This window comes from uncultured Mailhella sp., assembly GCF_947631555.1.
GTDB lineage: Bacteria > Desulfobacterota > Desulfovibrionia > Desulfovibrionales > Desulfovibrionaceae > Mailhella.
Map to the genome: position 1 here is coordinate 1 of NZ_CANRLT010000052.1, position 17,738 is coordinate 17,738.

Here is a 17,738-nt window from a genome sequence, read left to right on the forward strand (position 1 = left end):
GTCCGGCTTCTGCCGGCAAACATGGTTACGCCGCCGAAGCGGGGTAGTCGCGCGAGCGTCAGCGAGCTGATAGCGAAGGCGGCGTGTTTGTCCGGCTTCTGCCGGCAAACATGGTTACGCCGCCGAAGCGGGGTAGTCGCGCGAGCGTCAGCGAGCTGATAGCGAACGTGTTTGTCCGGCTTCTGCCGAGAAAGGCATCTTGTTTTTCCTGCCGGAAAAACGCGAAGAGTGCCGAACTTCCAGTTCGGCAAAGGCACCTGCTAGCCAACTCTGACGCGGGCACGCCTCGTGCAGCGAAGCTGCCCTCGGCCGCGCTCCGCGTGACCTTTCTTCCGCCCGGCCTTCCCCGCTCGCTGGCCGCAAAGATGTGCAACGGGCAAAGCCCGATTGCACACGGCCTGCTCGCTATCAGCGGCGTACACGCCGCGCCTCCGGCGGTCAAGGAAGAGGGAAGCAAACGCCTGGCTGCAGGACAGCGCGTACGCCGCCGATGCGGAGCAATCATCTGTGGAGCAGTACGCGAATGAGGCAGGCTGGGGAGTGAGATATTTTTTTCTTGACGGGGCAGGCTGATTCTGGCAGAGTGATGACCGCAACGGGGGTGTAGCTCAGTTGGGAGAGCGCTTGAATGGCATTCAAGAGGCCAAGAGTTCAATTCTCTTCATCTCCACCAGAGTTTACGAGGGTCACGGCAGAAGCCGCGGCCCTCTTTTTTTGTGGGGTTCTCCACTAACAGCCGGAAATTCCATGGCCGGGCACACGGCAAAAGAATGCCTTTGTAAGAGATGTCCGCCGAGAAGACACGTTCCCGTGTGAGGTCTCAAAAGCTCTTTCCTGGAGGAAGCTTTTCCCATAATCCGGACCTTTCTTGTCTCATGCGGAAGCAGGGAAAACTTTTTTTCAGACTATGGGGGGGGGTGACGGCTTTCCCCATCCTGACGGCAAAGGCGTCCTTCACCGCAGAAGGTGGGGGGGCGGGTTCCCCCTGTTCAGGAAATTGCAATCCCCGGTCGTGTGCGCTATGGTGTTTTTGCGCAATCCCTGCGCCCGGAGCGGAATTTCCGCTTCGAGCTTTTTGTACGGTAAGGACATTTCATGAGTACGCTCGCACACGTTTCCCCTTCCTCCGCCGCTGCCGGGGAGGGCGGCTGCATCAGCATCATCGGCATGGCCGGTTCCGGCAAGACCACGGTTGGCCGTCTGGTGGCCGAAGCCCTGGGCTGGGCTTTCGCCGATACCGACCATATTATCGAGGCCAGCTACGGAACCAGACTCCAGACTGTGGCCGACGCCATGAGCAAGGAAGCCTTCATCGAGATGGAATCCGACGTGGTCTGCTCCCTGCAACTGGCACGCGCGGTCATCGCCACGGGCGGAAGCGTTGTCTACCGCCAGCGCACCATGGCTCATCTGGCTTCTCTGGGTCCCGTGGTCTTTCTGGATGTGCCGCTGGAAACCATACTCGAACGCATCGCACTCAATCCTGCCCGCGGGCTGGCCATCGCTCCAGGGCAGACCATTGAAGACCTGTTCAGGGAACGGGAAGCCCTGTACCATCGCTATGCAACGGTCACGGTAGCGATGCGGGGACTTACCCCGCAGGAGAGCGCAGCGCAGGTTCTTGAGGCACTGGCCGGGCAGGGACGCGTCTGACCCGTTGAAATCGGTGGAACAACGCAGTTTTTTTCGCTTCTTCGGCAAATCAGCCTTGACGCCGTCCAGCCCTCAAGGCTACTCTGGGCTGTCATTCCTGCCGTTTCACGGCTCAAAGTTTTGCTCTTTTTCCCATGAGAGGAGTTTTTCCTATGCTTCGTCGTATGGTTTTTGCACTGGCTCTGACGTTCTTCTGTTCTGCGGTCCTTGTTCCCGTGCAGGCCCAGGCCGCCGGCAAGATCGGCGTGGCCAACTCTCTCCGCATTTCTTCTCAGAGTGCCCCCGGCAAGGAAGCCGAAAAGCAGCTTCAGGCCATGTTCGGCAAGGAACGCCAGGAGCTGGAGAAGCAGGGTGCGGATCTCAACAAGCAGGCCGAGGATCTCCGTAAGCAGGCGGCTGCGCTCTCGGAAAAAGCCCGCAACGAACGCGCCCAGAAGATTCAGAAGCAGGCCCAGGAACTGGACGCCAAGGGCACAGCCTACACGCAGCGCCTTTCCCGTGTCCAGCAGGCCATCAACGCACAGATGACCGATGTGCTGCGCGAAGCGAGCAACAGCTTTATCAAGAAGAACGGCTATGACATGATCATCGATGCCACCGCCGTCATGGCCTTTGTCGAGGGCACGGATATTACCTCCGGGCTTATCGAGGAAGTGAACAGAGTCTGGAAGTCCAAGGGCGGCAAGTTCGATCTCAGCTCCGCAAAATAAACCAGGAGCATGATCCATGCCCGCATCCGCCTACAGGCTTTCAGAGATCGCAGAACGGCTCGGTCTGCGGCTGAGCCTGAAGTCCCCTGAGGACGACATCGTCATCACGGGCATCAACACGCTGGAAGAAGCCGGCCCCACGGAGCTGAGCTTCCTGTCGAACCCCAAATACGCTCATCAGCTGAAAGCGACGCAGGCCGGAGCCGTCATTGTCCGTCCCGACCACGAGGCGGACGTACGCCGCGCCCTTGTCACTGACGATCCGTACCCCATGTTCGCCCAGGCGCTCACGCTCTTTGCCCATCCGCAGGGCAGCTTCACGGGCATCAGCCATCTGGCCTGCGTCCATCCCGAGGCCAACGTCGGCGAGGGGTGCACCATCTACCCCTTCTGCTATATCGGTCCCCGCGCCTCCCTCGGCAGGGGCTGCATCGTGTTTCCCGGCTGTTACATTGGAGAGGAATGTACGCTGGGAGACGGGTGCATCCTGTATCCGCGGGTGGTGCTCATGGCCGGAACCGTCCTCGGTGCTTCCTGCGTGCTCCAGCCCGGAGCCGTCCTCGGCGCGGAGGGCTTTGGCTTTGCCCGTACCGCGGAGGGCATCCAGAAGATACCGCAGATCGGCCATGTGCAGATCGGCGACCGCGTGGAGATCGGGGCCAACTCCGCCGTGGATCGCGCCGCGCTCAGCGCGACCGTCATCGGCGACGGCACCTGCCTCGACAACCTCGTCCAGATCGGTCACAACGTCCGCATGGGCAAGGACTGCCTCATCGTTTCCCAGGTGGGCATTTCCGGTTCCACCCATGTGGGGGACAACGTGACCATGGCAGGGCAGGCCGGTGTGTCGGGCCATCTGCACATCGGCAGCAATTCCACCATCGGGCCGCAGGCCGGCGTGGCCAAGGACATCGGCGAAGGGCAGGTGGTCGGCGGTTCTCCCACAACCGATTATAATACCTACCTGCGCACGGCCACGCTCATCCCCAAGCTGCCGGAGCTGTTCAAGCGTGTGGCCAGGCTCGAAAAAGAGCTGGGGCACAAGCCCATGACGGAGAAGAAGGCCGACCGTTCCCTCGCCACGATGTGGAATCGCTGGATGGCCAAAATGCATCATAAGAGCTAAGCGCGCCGCAGTCCTGACTGTGCCGTCCGGCAAGGCTCCGTCCTCGTATCTCGGAGGGGCCGCGCCCTGAACCCATTTCCGCAACCTCAAAGGCAAAGAGACCATGAGCGAACCCATTTCCATCGACATCAAGGGGATACTCGGCATCCTGCCGCACCGCTACCCCTTTCTTCTGGTAGACCGTGTGGTGGCGCTGGTTCCCGGAGAGAGCATCCAGGCGTACAAGAACCTGACCTTCAACGAACCCTTTTTCCAGGGCCATTTCCCCGGTGTGCCCGTCATGCCCGGCGTCCTCATCATCGAGGCCATGGCGCAGACCGGTGTCATCCTGGTGGCGCATTCCTTCCCGGAGTTTCAGGAACATCCCGGCGATCAGATCTATCTTTTCGCCGGCATAGAAAAGGCGCGCTTCCGCGCTCCCGTCCGCCCCGGCGACAAGCTTGTTCTGGAATGTACCAACCTCACGCACAAGATGAAGCTCTGGAAAATGGATGCCAAAGCCTATGTGGACGGTACCCTCGTCGCCGAGGCCAGACTGTCCGCATCTGCGCTTCCCAAGGAGTCCTTCTGAATGGGAGCCCCCATCATCCATCCGTCCGCAACAGTTGATCCCGGCGCAGAACTGGGTGAAGACGTTGTCGTCGGCCCATATGCCGTCATCGAAGATCACGTTGTCATCGGCGCGCGCACACGCATCGACGCCCTGGCCTCGGTCAAGCGCTACACCACCATGGGCGAGGACAACCACGTCCATTCCTACGCCGCCGTCGGAGGCGAACCGCAGGATCTGAAGTTCCACGGCGAGGAGAGCCACCTCGTCATCGGCGACAGGAACAGGATACGGGAATTCACCACGCTCCACCGCGGGACGGAAGACGGCGGAGGCATCACGCGCATCGGCAACGACAATCTGCTCATGGCCTATGTGCACGTCGCTCACGACTGCGTGGTGAAGGATCATATCGTCATGTCCAACAACGCCACCCTTGCCGGGCACTGCGTTGTGGACGACTACGCCATCATCGGCGGACTTTCGGCCGTGCACCAGTTCGTGCGGCTGGGCAGACACGCCTTTGTGGGCGGCATGTCCGGACTGGCGCAGGATCTTCCGCCCTGGATGCTGGCCGTGGGCAACCGCGCCACCGTCCAGTCTCCCAACATCGTGGGGCTGCGCCGCGCCAAGGTGAGCATGGAAGTGCTCTCCGCCTTCAAGCAGGCCTACCGCCTGACCTGGTACTCGGGTATGCCCCGGCCGGATGCGCTGCTTCAACTGGAAGCGGAATACGGCTATCTGCCGGAAATCATGGAATTTATCCAGTTCGTGCGCGAGAGCAGGCGCGGTGTGCTCCCAGGCGACGAACGAAAAAAGGCCACTGTCTGAATTCGGGCCGCCCTCTGCCGGGGCGGCCTTTTCGCTTTTTTGCTTCCCGTTTTGTCCTCAGGGAGAAGTCTTGTTTCAATCCACAGCCGGACCGTCCGCCGACTGACTCCGCAGGCGGCTTCCCCGCTCCGGCGGTCAAGGATAGGGGGCGAGCGGATTGCCTCTCCTGCCCCGCGAGCCGGCCGCAACCATACTTGAGCGGGCAAAGCCCGACGGCGCACACGCCGCATCGTCCGGCGGCCAGGGGAGAGATTACAAAAAAGAGTTCATCAGCTTCGCCTCCTGCCAACGGCTCTTTTCCTTTTTTCAGGGGGGAAGAGGAAGGTTTCAAACCACAAAGGAAGTTTTCATGACCGATTTTGTCTATCACAGTCCTACCAAGGTCGTGTTCGGGCGGGACGCCGAAAACCGTACCGGCGAACTCGTGAGAGAGCAGGGCGGGCACCGCGTCCTGTTGCACTATGGCGGCGGCAGCGTGCAGCGCACGGGGCTGCTCGACCGCATCCGGCGTTCCCTTGAAGCGGCGGGCGTGAGCTGGACGGAGCTGGGCGGCGTGGTGCCTAATCCCCGCCTTTCCCTGATCCGCAGGGGCATTGAGCAGGGCAGGGCCGAAGGCGTGGACTTTCTTCTGGCCGTGGGCGGCGGCAGCGTTATTGATTCTTCCAAGGCCATAGCCTACGGCATGGCCAACGCGGGCGATGTCTGGGATTTCTTCCTGCGCAGGCGCAAGGCGGAGGCGTGTCTGCCCCTCGGCGCGGTAGTGACCATGGCCGCCGCGGGCAGCGAACTCAGCGCGTCCTGCGTCATCACCAACGAGGAAGGGCGGCTCAAGCTCGGCTATACCTCCGACCTCGCCCGGCCCCGCTTCGCCGTCATGAATCCCGCCCTGACCGTGACCGTTCCTCCCTATCAGACGGCCTGCGGCTGCGTGGACGTGCTCATGCACACGATGGAGCGCTGGTTCTATCACAGCGGCGGCATGGAGCTGACTGCCGGCTTTGCCGAAGGACTGCTGCGCACGGTGATGCGCCACGCGCTCATCCTGCGTGACCATCCCGATAACTACGCCTCCCGCGCCGAAGTGCTCTGGGCCTCCGCCCTTTCTCACAACGGGCTTACGGGCTGCGGCACGGACGGCGGCGACTGGGCCTGCCACAAGCTGGAACACGAACTCAGCGGACTTTTCGACGTGGCCCACGGCGCCGGTCTTTCCGCCATCTGGGGAAGCTGGGCGCGTTTCGTGTACCCCTGCAATCTCGAACGCTTTGTCAGCTTCGCCACCCGTGTCATGAGCGTTCCCCGCGGCGATGACGAAGAAACGGCGCTCAGGGGCATCGCGGCTATGGAGGACTTCTTCCGTTCCATCCATATGCCCACCACGCTCACGGAACTGGGTGTACGGCCCACGGACGCGGAAATCCGTCTCATGGCCGAAAAGTGCTACGCCGGATTCGGCGGCCCCGTGGGAAAGATCAAACCCCTGAATATTGACGACCTGGAGTCCATCTACCGCAGCGCACGCTGAGCCGTCCGCAGCCCCCTGTTCCTTTCAGGCTTCCCCGGCACAACGGCATGAAGGAGGGAATCACATGAAAAAAAGGGCGCTCTTTCTGTCTCTTGTCCTTTTGTTCGCGTTCGCGGTCTGCACAGGCGCCAGGGCCGCGGAAGAAAAGAGAGAAGAGAAGCTCATGGAGATCACTGTCGACATCGGCGGCCGCAGCTATGACGCCCTGCTTTACGACAACGCGGCGGGGCGGTTCATGGCGGAACAGCTCCCGTATACCGTGCGGCTGAACAAGGGTCCCATCGACTATTGCGGCATAACTGCGCTGCCCTTTGAAGGCAGGGGATTTGCCGGGGAGGAAGGGCATCTCAAGGGCGAATTGCTCTACTATGACGGCTGGTTCGTCCTCTTCCTGAATGAAGTACTGCCGCTGGGGGACAGCGGGCCGCGCATTCCCTTCGGCAGACTGGCCGGCGCGGGCGATGCGGACACGCTGGCGGCGAACGGTCCGGCCTCGGCGGACGTGACGCTCGCGCCAAAAAAGCACGGAGGCGCAGCATCAGCACAGGATACGGATCTGAAAAACAGCACAGTTCCGGCTTCGGCCCGGCAGAAAGGAGGGGCAGCGGTGGGAGTCTTCGATTTCGAGAAAAAAACGGTCCTGCTGAACAGCGGGCATGAAATGCCCATCGTGGGGCTGGGAACCTACGCCCTGGATCACGAAACCTGTGTGCGCTCAGTGATGACCCTGCTCAAGAATGGCGGCAGGCTCATTGACACGGCGTACATGTATCACAACGAAGCCGCCGTGGGCGAGGGCGTCCGCCGGGCGATGAAGGCATACGGCATTCCCCGCGAAGACATCTTTGTCATCACCAAGATCTATCCGAATCAGTTCGCCGAAGCGGAAGCCGCCATCGAACGGGCGTTGGCAGTCCTTGACCTCGGCTACATCGACATGATGCTCCTGCACCACCCGGGAGCGAACGATGTGAGCGCGTATCGCGCCATGGAAGGGTATGTCAAAGCGGGAAAGATCCGCTCCCTTGGCCTTTCGAACTGGTACGCTGAGGAGCTGAACGCCTTTCTGCCGCAGATCAGCATCCTTCCCGCGCTCGTTCAGAATGAAATCCATCCCTTTTATCAGGAACGGGAAGTTGTGCCCTTTATCCAGAAGCAGGGCATGGTCGTGCAGTGCTGGTATCCCCTCGGCGGCAGGGGATATACGGCAGACCTGCTGGGCCATGAACGCCTTGCGGCCATCGCCGGAGCCCACGGCGTCTCTCCGGCGCAGGTTGTTCTGCGCTGGGAGCTGCAAAGGGGACTTGCGGTCATTCCGGGTTCAGGCAATCCGGAACATATCCGTGAGAACCTTGACCTGTTCGGCTTCACACTGACCGCAGAGGAAATGCGGCAGATTGACGCACTCGACAGGGGCGAAAAGCACGACTGGTATTAGCCCCCGCTGGTACAGAGAAAGCCCGCCGGGGATGGGAAAATTCCCTTGCGGCGGGCTTCGGTTTTCTGGAATCAGCGGCTCCCGTTCCCGAAAGCAGCGGGAAGTGCCGGGTTCAGCTTTCGAGAACCGTGCCTATGCCCTGATCCGTGAGCAGCTCGAGCAGGACGCAGTTTTCCACGCGGCCGTCCACCACGGAGATTCGGCCTACGCCCTTGGAGAGTGCGTCGAGGCAGCAGTCGAGCTTGGGGATCATGCCGCCTGTCAGCGTCCCGTCGGCCTTCAGTGCTGGGATGTCGGCAATGTTGAGATGTTCGATGAGCTTGCCGTCCTTGTCCAGCACGCCGGCAACGTCGGTGAGCATGAGCAGCCGCTTGGCCTTCAGTGCTCCGGCCACGGCCCCGGCCACGGAATCGGCGTTGATGTTGTAGGTGTGCCCCCCCTTGTCCACGCCCACAGGGGCGATGACGGGCACGAAATTGTCCTGGATGAGCGAGTTCAAAAGCTGGGTGTTGACGCGCGTGACCTTGCCCACGCTGCCGAGGTCGATGATTTCCGGCGGCTGCTGCAAGCCGTGGTCGATGGTCATGGCCAGCTTGCGGGCTTCGAGCAGCAGGCCGTCCTTGCCGGACAGACCCACGGCGCAGGCGCCGGTCTTGTTGATGAGGTTCACCACGCTCTTGTTCACGGAACCGACCAGCACCATCTCCACCACGTCCATCGTGGCCTTGTCGGTGACGCGATGCCCCTGACGGAATTCGGACTTGATTTCCAGCTTGGCGAGCATCTGGTTGATCTGGGGGCCGCCGCCGTGCACGACCACGGGATGAATGCCCACCAGCTTGAGCAGGCTGATGTTGCGGGCGAAGGCCAGCTTCAGGCTCTCATCGGTCATGGCGTGGCCGCCGTATTTGATGACGACGGTCTCGCCGTGGTATTCCTTAAGATAGGGAAGGCTTTCAATAAGGATACGGGATTGCAGGCGGGCCTGTTCCATAGGATCGGACATAGAGGTCATCATCTTACTTCCTTTATGGTTTGAGACCTCGGCCTTCAGGCCGATAGAACCCCACCCCGCCCTGAAGGGCTTTGCTGCATTATTGCTTTTCTCCGTGGGGAGCGTCCGGGCGGAATGGTTTCTGGCGTCATAGTCCTCGCATTCTCCCCAAATGTCCAGTGTTCGGGGCGTTTTTTCCCTGCATCCGGGCCGTGCGGCACGCCTTTTTTTGCGGAAGCCTCTCAACCCATTGCGTAAAAGAACACAACAGGATAAGAAAGAAGACGTCGTTTTGCCGCGGGACTTTGTCCTGCAAAATTCAATATTGGAGAATCTATGTTTACATCCATCGCCTATGCCGCCGGCTCCTCAGGCGCTGCCCCCGCTGAAGGCCCCATGGGAGCACTCGCATCCTTTGTGCCCCTTATCCTCATGTTCGCGGTCTTCTACTTCCTGCTGATCCGTCCTCAGCAGAAGCGCAACAAGGAACACAAGGCCATGCTCTCCTCCCTGGGCAAGGGTTCCTACATCATCACCTCCGGCGGTCTGCTGGGCCGTATCGTGGATGTGGAAGGCGACATCCTCGTCGTTGATCTTGGCGATACCAAGGTACGCATCCCCCGCGGCTTCATCAGCAGCACCTATGATCCCAAGGCGCTCAACAAAAGTACAGAGAACGCCGCTCCCGACGAAAAGAAGTAGCGTTCCGAGACCCTTTTTCAGGCTTCCGCGTCCTGCCCGGAGCAGGGCGCGGCGGTCTTTCCGTGTATTTTTCCCGTCATGCTCTTTCCAAGGACCCCTGTATGAAAGCTCTGCGCTTACGCCTGGCCTTCTCCATCGCGGCGCTGATCGCCGTTCTGATGTACGCTCTGCCCAATCTGTCCATCTTCGGAGATTCCCCTCTGGGAACGCTTATCCAGAACCGCATCAATCTGGGACTCGATCTGAAGGGCGGCATGAACCTGACCCTGGGCGTGGATGTGGACAAGGCCATCCAGAACGCCCTTTCCGTGACCGGCCAGGATCTGCGCGCCCGCGCCGGCGAGGAAAAAATTTCTCTGGTCAAGCCCCGGCTGAACGCCAGCGGCGAACTGGAAGTCATCCTGCCCCGCGTCAATCAGGCCGGCGCCTTTGAAGCCATGGTGTCCAAATGGTTCCCCAACCTGCATCAGGTGAGCTCCGGGGATACCGCCTCCGGCCGCAGCTATGTCTACACCCTTTCTGCGCCCGCCCGCCAGCAGACGGAAGATATGACCATGGAACAGGTAGTGCGCACCATCCGCAACCGTATCGACCAGTTCGGTGTGGCTGAACCCGATATCCGCAAGCAGTCCGACAATCAGGTGCAGGTGCAGCTCCCCGGCATGACGGATTCCGAACGTGCGGTGCAGATCATCGGACAGACGGCGCACCTCGAATTTCACCTCGTGCGCGATGACGTGGATCCCAACGCCATCATGCTTCCCGCCGGAACCGCCCGCTTCCCCTTCATCACCACGGACCGGCTGGGTGAACAGCACGAAAGCACCATCATTCTGGACAGCGAAGCGCTCATGGGCGGCGAGGACATCACCAACGCCCGCCCGGCCTTCAACGAGTTCGGTCAGTCCTATGTGGCGCTGGAGTTCAATAACCGCGGTGCCGGCAACTTCGAGCGCATCACCGGTGACCATATCAAGAAGCGCATGGCCATAGTCCTCGACGGCAAGGTCTATTCCGCCCCCGTCATTCAGGATCGCATCTCCGGCGGCCGCGCCTCCATCACCGGCAGCTTCACCACGGAGGAGGCGCAGGATCTGGCCATCGTGCTGCGCGCCGGTTCCCTGCCTACCCCTGTTTCCATTCTGGAAGAGCGCACCGTCGGCCCGTCTCTGGGCAAGGAGTCCATCAACAGCGGCATCAAGGCGTCTCTCGTGGGCGCAGCCGCCGTGTTCGTCATCATGCCCGTGTATTATGGACTGTCCGGCGTCATCGCCGACCTCATGCTCTGCTTCACCCTGACCATACTCATGGCCGGCATGACGCTGTTCGGAGCCACACTCACGCTGCCCGGCATCGCGGGTGTCGTGCTCACCATCGGCATGTCCGTTGACGCCAACGTGCTGATCTTCGAGCGCATCCGCGAAGAGCTGAAGCTGGGACTCACCGCCCTCGAAGCCGTGGAAGCCGGTTTCAGCCGCGCCAGCATCTCCATCACCGACTCGAACCTGACCACGCTTATCACCGCGGCCATCCTCTACCAGTTCGGCACAGGACCCATCCGGGGATTCGCCGTCACGCTGTCCCTCGGCATCGTGGCATCCATGTTCACCGCCATCTTCGTGTCCCGCGTCATTTTCGAACTCTGGATGCGGGCCAACGGCGGGCGGAAGATCAGCGTTTAGGACAGGAGGTCACGCATGTCATTCTCCATTCTTTCCCGTCAGACCAACATAGACTTTGCCGGCTTCCGCCGCATCGCCTACGTCATCTCGCTGGCCTTCATCCTCGTCGGTCTCGCCGCCATCGTCTGGAACGGCGGTCTGCGCTACGGCGTGGATTTCGCCGGCGGCGTGATGGTGCAGATACAGTTCGACAGGCCCATTCCCGACGAACAGGTGAAGAAGGCCCTGCAAAACGTGGAACTCAACGGGCTGACGGTTCAGCAGGTGGGCACCGAAGACCGCGACTACCTGCTGCGCTTCTCCGCCTCGGAGACCACGGACAATCAGAATCTGCGGCACAGCGTCTCGGAAGCCCTGAAGTCCAGCATCCCGGACAACGCCTCTTCCATTGTGCGCCTGGAATCCGTCGGCCCCAAGGTCGGCAACGATCTGCGCAACATGGCCATCGAAGCCCTGTTCTACGCCGTGCTGCTCATCACCGTCTACATCTCCGGCCGTTTCGAGCATAGCTGGTTTATGGCAGGGGCCATGGCCGCGGTCATGTGGGCGGCCGTTTCCGGCGCAAGCTACCTCGGCTTCAACCAGCTCTGGGGCGTGGCCATCGGCCTGGCCGTCACCCTGATCTGCTGCTGGCGGCTCAAGCTGAATTTCGCGCTGGGCGCCATCATCGCCCTCATCCACGACGTGGTGGCCACGCTGGGCCTGCTCACCCTTGTGGGCGTGGAGATCGACCTCAACGTCATCGCCGCGCTGCTCACCCTCGTGGGCTATTCCATCAACGACACCATCGTCGTCTATGACCGTATCCGCGAAAATCTGCGGGCCATACCCGAAAACGGACCCAAGCCCTCCATGGCCGAGATCATCAACAAGTCCGTCAACCAGACCATGGCCCGAACCATCATGACCTCATCGACGACCGTGGTCGCCAGCTTCGCCCTGTTCTTCCTGGGCGGCAGCGTCATCCACGATTTCGCCTTCACCATCACCATGGGCGTCATCTTCGGTACCTGGTCTTCCATCTTCGTGGCCTCGCCCATCCTCATCGCCTTTGGCGATGCGGCTCTCTACCAGCGCAAGGCCAGCAAGAAGGACGACTACGAGCGCCCAGGCGAACACGGCATCGTCTGATCCGGAGTCAACGTTCTCCCAGAAGCCTCGTTCCCTGCGGAGCGGGGCTTTTTTTTGACCACAGGGCGGCAGTCTGTTTCTATCAGGGGAACGGCCTTACCGCGCGTTCAGCAAAGGTCAAACCAGGAATCCCGGCGAAGCGGCGCATCTGGCCTGTTCCTCTGTCCCTCAAGGCGGGAAACCCGCCATCTGCGCAAACAGGCACACGCAGAACCTGTCTCCCGGCCTGCGGCAAGCCGGGTGCAGGATAAAAAAGTATCATGCTGCGCCGCAGAAGCCTTCCCAGAACCCGGCTGAGGGAGCGGAAGGCGTGTTTTCGGACGCCCCGGCAGACGATTTTTCCGCATATTTCGAGAGAACGTTCCAGAATATCCCCTACGGCAGAAATCGGGGAGGCAGTTTCCATTCAGGTGAAATTATTGAAAATCTTTTCTCTGCACGCAGAGGGCTGCGCTTTCTGGGGAAAGGATGAAACCGGTGCATCAGCGTGAACAGCTTCGCGCCGAACGCTCTCTATCCGCCTTGTTTTCTGAAATGGATTTTTTCGGCTTCTGGGGTTCCAGTTTCCGGGTTTTCGCCTTTTCAGGGAAAAATCTCAAAAAAAAATGGTTCCTTCTGCCTTCTTTGGCGGGAGAAAAGAAGGGCTTCAGAAAATTTTTATCATAAATATTTATTTATTTTTATTGACAAAAATTCCAGCGAGAGACCGCAGACCGACAAAAAATTCCGAACAGGTGGTTCAACCCTTGCCCTTGCTGGGGGGATTTGTTATACAAAGGACAAATGGGTTGAGGAGAACCTTTTAATCTTTTTAGCAGAGGATTTTCTTATGGCAAACGAACAAGACATTGTCCGCGATGATGGCAGGGCAAAATGGTCTGATCTGTGGCTCAAGGAAGACTACTGGGCCATATGGGTCGGCTTCTTCTTCATCATCGTAGCCGGCATCATCATGATGAACGGTCGTGCCGACATCGAAAGCAAGCTCGCCTCCTACAATCAGGTGATCGCTGCCGAAAAGGCGAAACCCATCCAGACCATCGAGCTGATCCAGGCTCAGGCGGCCAAGAAGAGCGTCGCCGGCAGTGCTCTGCCCGCGGCTAAAACGCTCATCGGCTACCTGGCGACTCCCGCCAAGTGGTCCGGCAACCCTGTTGACTCCTTCGTGAAGCACGCCAACGAAGGCGCCAAGCCCGCCGCCGCCGAAGCCAAGGCCGCCGCTGCCGCCGCTCTGGAAGCAGCCAAGACCGCTCAGGCTTCCGCCGCTGCCGAATCCTTCGCCAACGCCGACCTGAACAAGGCCGCCGAAACCGCCATCGCCGCCTGGCAGAAGGCCGACAAGGCTTCCTCCGCCGCTGCCGCCAAGGTTGGTTCCGACAAGAACCTCATCCCCGGCCTCATTATCCTCGGCCTCGGCCTTGGCGTGATCACCTCCGTTGGTATGGCCGTGATGGGCTTCAACGTTGCCTCCTACTTCATCGGCTTCATCGGTGTGTGGATTCTCTGCCTGCTCGCCAACTTCCTGGGCGGGTACGGTCCTGCTTCCAAGTATGGCCTGAACGCGGAAATCTGGTCCATCATCATCGGCATGGTGGTGTCCAACACTATCGGTACCCCCAAGTGGATCAAGCCCGCCGTGCAGGTGGAATACTTCATCAAGTCCGGCCTCGTGCTGCTGGGTGCTGAAGTTCTCTTCAACAAAATCCTGGCCATTGGTATCCCCGGCATCTTCGTGGCCTGGGTGGTCACCCCCATCGTTCTGATCTCCACCTACGTCTTCGGCCAGAAGGTCCTGAAGATGGAATCCAAGACCCTGAACATCACCATCTCCGCCGACATGTCCGTGTGCGGCACCTCCGCGGCTATCGCCGTGGCCGCTGCCTGCCGTGCCAAGAAGGAAGAGCTGACGCTGTCCGTGGGTCTGTCCATGGTCTTCACCGCCATCATGATGGTTCTCATGCCCGCCTTCATCAAGGCTGTGGGTATGCCTGAAATCCTGGGCGGCGCCTGGATCGGCGGCACCATCGACGCCACCGGTTCCGTGGCCGCTGCCGGCGCCTTCATCGGACCCAAGGCCCTGCAGGTTGCCGCTACCATCAAGATGATCCAGAACGTGCTCATCGGTGTGAGCGCCTTCTGCGTGGCCATCTACTTCGCCACCAAGGTCGAAGCTCATGAAGAGGGAACCACTGTCGGCCCCATGGAAATCTGGAACCGCTTCCCCAAGTTCGTTCTCGGCTTCCTGGCAGCCTCCATCATCCTCTCCACGATCTCCGGCAACCTCGGCAGCGAGCTTGGCAACGCCCTGATCTCCAATGGCGTCAACAAGGTCACGGTGCCCCTGCGCGGCTGGTTCTTCGCTCTGGCCTTCGTGTCCATCGGTCTCGCCACCAACTTCAAGGAACTCGCCAAGTACTTCAAGGGCGGCAAGCCGATCATCCTGTATGTCTGCGGCCAGTCCCTGAACCTCTGCCTGACGCTGCTCATGGCGTGGATCATGTTCTACAAGGTCTTCCCTGAAATCACCGCCAGCATCTAACCAAACCTCTTCCAGCCGCGTCGTCACCTCAGACGGCGCGGCTGTCTTTTTCACTATGTCCGACTCCTCTCCCTCCAGATTTTCTCCGTGGATCCGTCTTATCGTCTGCGCTGTGGCCGTATGGCTGGTATTCGGCGAAGCCATCCCCTGGGTCTACACGGTTGTTCCGGCGCTGCGGCACTCCTGCGAGCAGCAGGAAAAGTACGATATTGCCGCGGGCGCCATCTATTACACGGACGTCCCCATATCGCTGGAAAGCGAAATGGCTTCCCGCGAGGCTGTGCAAAGGGCGCTCGAAGCCAGAAAGTCTTCCCTGTAGCGCACAGGGAGGCTGAATACCGGAGGTTAGCCTTCGGTATTTTTTTTGCCGTCGAAATCTCTGTCCTCCTTGTGACGGTTTCAAAAAGCTGCCGTGCGCCCGCCGGCGCTCCTCCCCGTCCGTAGACGCGGGAAGCGGCCTGTGCTAATCTTCTCTCATCAAAAAATTCCTTTGTGGTTTGAGACTTCCCCCTTCAGGAGGAAAAGAGTAGTTGACAAGACGGCGAAGCCGATGAAATCTTTTTCCGTTACCTCTCCCTTGGCTGCCGGAGGCGCGGCGCGTGCGCCGCTGACAGCGGGCAGGCTGCGCACCATCGGGCAGGGCAGGAGGGGCAATCCGTACGCCCCTATCCTTGACCGCCCTATCCTTAACCGCCGGAGGCGCGAGCGTCAGCGAGCTGATAGCGAAGGCGGCGTGTTTGTCCGGCTTCTGCCGGCAAACATAGAGACGCAGCCGAAGCGGGGTAATCGCGCGAGCGTCAGCGAGCTGATAGCGAAGGCGGCGTGTTTGTCCGGCTTCTGCCGGCAAACATGGTTACGCAGCCGAAGCGGGGAAGTCGGTTGCGGACTCAGCCGGCGGATGGAGCGACTGCGGATTGAAACACCCGGGCAAGTCCCGAAATCCTTTTTTCATGGATGAACGTTATGCAGCACAGTGAAAGCATGGGCGACAAGTGGTTTCCTCTTGGAGTCGGCCCTCAGGACATTTCCGGCGTCATCGCCACCACTCTGGAACTGGGCGGAACCCGTCCCGCCTGGGCCAGAAAGGATGAAAACATCGAACGTATGCTCATGGCCTGGCCGAAGGAATCCCTTCTGCGCTCCGCAGTGGTCGTGGCCGGCAAACCCGATGGACAGATGCCTGCCGTATGTCTCTTCCCCTTTATGGAAGGCTTCTCCAACGAGATGAAATTCCTCGAATCCTATTCCTGGAAGGACGGACATGCCGGGGAAATTCTGGCAAAGCCGGAAGGTCTTCCTCCCATGTGGTTCTATGACCCGCTGTTTTTCCGCGATGCGGATGGCCTGAAAAAGGACGAGGCGCGCACCTGGTATCTTTCGGGACTTTGTTTCGGAATCCGCCGTGCGCTTCTGGATGAACTTACCGTCACCGAAGGCCCGGCTTACGAACACCACGCCATCGAATGGATGAAGGCCAACCCCGACAAGACTCGGCTGGACGTTCCTCCGCTCAAGGTTCCGCTGAAGGGGCGTACCATCGTCGACATCTGCGAGCGTTGCAGTGAATACCAGGCCCGCGCCGTGATTTTTGATGTGGACAGCTTCATGTTCGGTCCCGAAAAGGCTCAGCAGAAGATTTATCGCTTCGGCGTGGGGCTGGGGGATCCCGAACATCCCGTTTACGTCATCATCTACGCACCGGAGCGCATTTGCGTCAAAGGCTATGTCCCCAGGGAAGGCGACGATGTGGACATGATCTTCTGGCTTCAGGGACGCATCGCCGATGCCGAGGAACAGACCGAAACTCAGGCCGAAGCTCAGACAGCTCACGAAGCGCCTGAAGGGGTGGAAGTTGCGGCTGACGGCGGTGAACAGTGAGCATGACCACACTGGAGAACGCCGAACTGCGCGTTGCGGGCGTCATTGAAGAGTCCATCGTTGACGGCCCGGGACTGCGTTTCGTCCTCTTCCTTCAGGGCTGCCGCACGCACTGCCCGGGCTGTCAGAACCCGCAAACCTGGGATTTTGAAGGCGGGGAACTGGTCTCTGCGCAGGAGGTGCTGAACCGTATCCAGGGCGATCCCCTCGTTCACGGGGTGACCTTCAGCGGTGGTGAACCCTTCGAGCAGGCGGCCGCCCTGATTCCTCTGGCTGCGGAACTGCGGCGGCGCGGCTACCATCTCACGGCCTTCAGCGGCTATACCTTCGAGCAGCTCCGGGAAAAGCCTGACTGCCGCCAGCTCCTTTCCCTGCTGGATCTGCTGGTGGACGGGCCCTTCCTCATGGCCCAGAAATCGCTGGAACTGCGTTTCCGCGGCTCCCGCAATCAGCGCATCCTCGATGTGCAGGCCAGCATCGCCCAGGGTTGGATCCCCATCCTCGATCCCCTCAACGCCGAAAGCGAACGCTGAACCCCGCCCTTTTTGACAAGAGAAAAGGAGATTCATGGGTAAAGGCGGCACCGCCTTCCGTCAATCTGCCCGTTCAGGACGCCGGTTCGGAGCTCCGAACCGGCGATTTCTGTTTTACCCGGTTCAGAGAACGAAGAGCAGGCCATGTGGCGCGTTTCTCGCCCATCCATGCCGTTCAGCAGAATGCGAGTCTCGCCGCCCTCACCCTGTTCGGCGGGCAGTATGAGTCCAGGAGAGAGGAGATAACTCAGAGTGTCATCTCCTCTTTTTTCAGTGTATGGGACCGCGTCTGCTGTCTTTTCTGCCCCATTCCAGCCGCAGAAGCGGTATTTTAACATGGCAAAAATAAAAATTTGGGGCTGTCCTAGCTAAGAAAAAAGAGCTAGGATAGCAGCATGTATGAAAGACGCAGCAGACTAGATAGTCGACAACAGACCGAACTTATA

General features: G+C 60.1%; 16 protein-coding genes and 1 tRNA gene. 15 read left to right on the forward strand and 2 right to left on the reverse strand.

The features are described from left to right. On the reverse strand, positions 1–251 hold a 251-nt coding region (locus Q0Z94_RS07935), incomplete at its 3' end, for a hypothetical protein (protein ID WP_298068503.1). Between the two features lie 346 nt (positions 252–597). On the opposite strand from Q0Z94_RS07935, the gene Q0Z94_RS07940 reads away from it, so the two are divergent. The 8 genes from Q0Z94_RS07940 (at position 598) to Q0Z94_RS07975 (ending at position 7,833) form a co-directional block, all read left to right on the forward strand. Then, positions 598–673 (forward strand) — tRNA-Ala (locus Q0Z94_RS07940). Between the two features lie 422 nt (positions 674–1,095). Next, positions 1,096–1,653 (forward strand): homoserine kinase, encoded by a 558-nt coding sequence (thrB, locus tag Q0Z94_RS07945; protein WP_298068505.1) that lies wholly within the window; start codon positions 1,096–1,098, stop codon positions 1,651–1,653. Between the two features lie 152 nt (positions 1,654–1,805). Then, complete coding sequence (locus Q0Z94_RS07950; RefSeq protein ID WP_298068507.1) at positions 1,806–2,363, forward strand: OmpH family outer membrane protein; 558 nt, start codon at positions 1,806–1,808, stop codon at positions 2,361–2,363. Positions 2,364–2,379: 16 nt separating this feature from the next. Further along, positions 2,380–3,489 carry a UDP-3-O-(3-hydroxymyristoyl)glucosamine N-acyltransferase gene (gene lpxD, locus Q0Z94_RS07955; protein WP_298068509.1) on the forward strand — a complete coding sequence of 370 codons (1,110 nt, stop codon included), beginning with the start codon at positions 2,380–2,382 and terminating at the stop codon, positions 3,487–3,489. A gap of 103 nt (positions 3,490–3,592) precedes the next feature. Next, on the forward strand, positions 3,593–4,060 hold the full coding sequence (fabZ, locus tag Q0Z94_RS07960; protein ID WP_298068511.1) for a 3-hydroxyacyl-ACP dehydratase FabZ: 468 nt from the start codon (positions 3,593–3,595) through the stop codon (positions 4,058–4,060). Continuing rightward, entirely contained in the window at positions 4,061–4,870 is an 810-nt protein-coding gene (gene lpxA / locus Q0Z94_RS07965) for an acyl-ACP--UDP-N-acetylglucosamine O-acyltransferase (protein WP_298068513.1), read from the forward strand. It begins immediately after the preceding gene. A gap of 349 nt (positions 4,871–5,219) precedes the next feature. Beyond that, positions 5,220–6,395 (forward strand): iron-containing alcohol dehydrogenase, encoded by a 1,176-nt coding sequence (locus tag Q0Z94_RS07970; RefSeq protein ID WP_298068515.1) that lies wholly within the window; start codon positions 5,220–5,222, stop codon positions 6,393–6,395. Between the two features lie 163 nt (positions 6,396–6,558). After that, positions 6,559–7,833: an aldo/keto reductase gene (locus Q0Z94_RS07975; protein ID WP_298068517.1), complete on the forward strand. Its 1,275-nt coding sequence runs from the start codon at positions 6,559–6,561 to the stop codon at positions 7,831–7,833. Between the two features lie 112 nt (positions 7,834–7,945). On the opposite strand, the gene argB is transcribed toward Q0Z94_RS07975, so the two are convergent. Beyond that, the gene (gene argB, locus Q0Z94_RS07980) at positions 7,946–8,827 is read right to left on the reverse strand and encodes an acetylglutamate kinase (RefSeq protein WP_298068537.1); all 882 of its coding nucleotides are present in this window, start codon (positions 8,825–8,827) and stop codon (positions 7,946–7,948) included. Between the two features lie 336 nt (positions 8,828–9,163). Here argB and yajC point away from each other — a divergent pair, with 336 nt between their 5' ends. The 7 genes from yajC (at position 9,164) to nrdG (ending at position 17,292) form a co-directional block, all read left to right on the forward strand. Then, entirely contained in the window at positions 9,164–9,529 is a 366-nt protein-coding gene (gene yajC, locus Q0Z94_RS07985) for a preprotein translocase subunit YajC (protein ID WP_298068519.1), read from the forward strand. Positions 9,530–9,630: 101 nt separating this feature from the next. After that, the gene (secD, locus tag Q0Z94_RS07990) at positions 9,631–11,211 is read left to right on the forward strand and encodes a protein translocase subunit SecD (RefSeq protein WP_298068521.1); all 1,581 of its coding nucleotides are present in this window, start codon (positions 9,631–9,633) and stop codon (positions 11,209–11,211) included. Positions 11,212–11,226: 15 nt separating this feature from the next. Beyond that, a complete protein-coding gene (gene secF, locus Q0Z94_RS07995; protein ID WP_298068523.1) occupies positions 11,227–12,342 on the forward strand; it encodes a protein translocase subunit SecF in 1,116 nt (371 codons plus the stop codon). An 829-nt stretch (positions 12,343–13,171) separates the two neighbouring features. Then, complete coding sequence (locus tag Q0Z94_RS08000) at positions 13,172–14,881, forward strand: putative sulfate exporter family transporter (protein WP_298068525.1); 1,710 nt, start codon at positions 13,172–13,174, stop codon at positions 14,879–14,881. A 55-nt stretch (positions 14,882–14,936) separates the two neighbouring features. Next, positions 14,937–15,200 carry a hypothetical protein gene (locus tag Q0Z94_RS08005; RefSeq protein WP_298068529.1) on the forward strand — a complete coding sequence of 88 codons (264 nt, stop codon included), beginning with the start codon at positions 14,937–14,939 and terminating at the stop codon, positions 15,198–15,200. Positions 15,201–15,844: 644 nt separating this feature from the next. Next, positions 15,845–16,759 (forward strand): hypothetical protein, encoded by a 915-nt coding sequence (locus tag Q0Z94_RS08010; protein ID WP_298068532.1) that lies wholly within the window; start codon positions 15,845–15,847, stop codon positions 16,757–16,759. 2 nt (positions 16,760–16,761) lie between these two features. Next, positions 16,762–17,292 (forward strand): anaerobic ribonucleoside-triphosphate reductase activating protein, encoded by a 531-nt coding sequence (nrdG, locus tag Q0Z94_RS08015; RefSeq protein ID WP_298068535.1) that lies wholly within the window; start codon positions 16,762–16,764, stop codon positions 17,290–17,292. Positions 17,293–17,738: the final 446 nt, after the last annotated feature.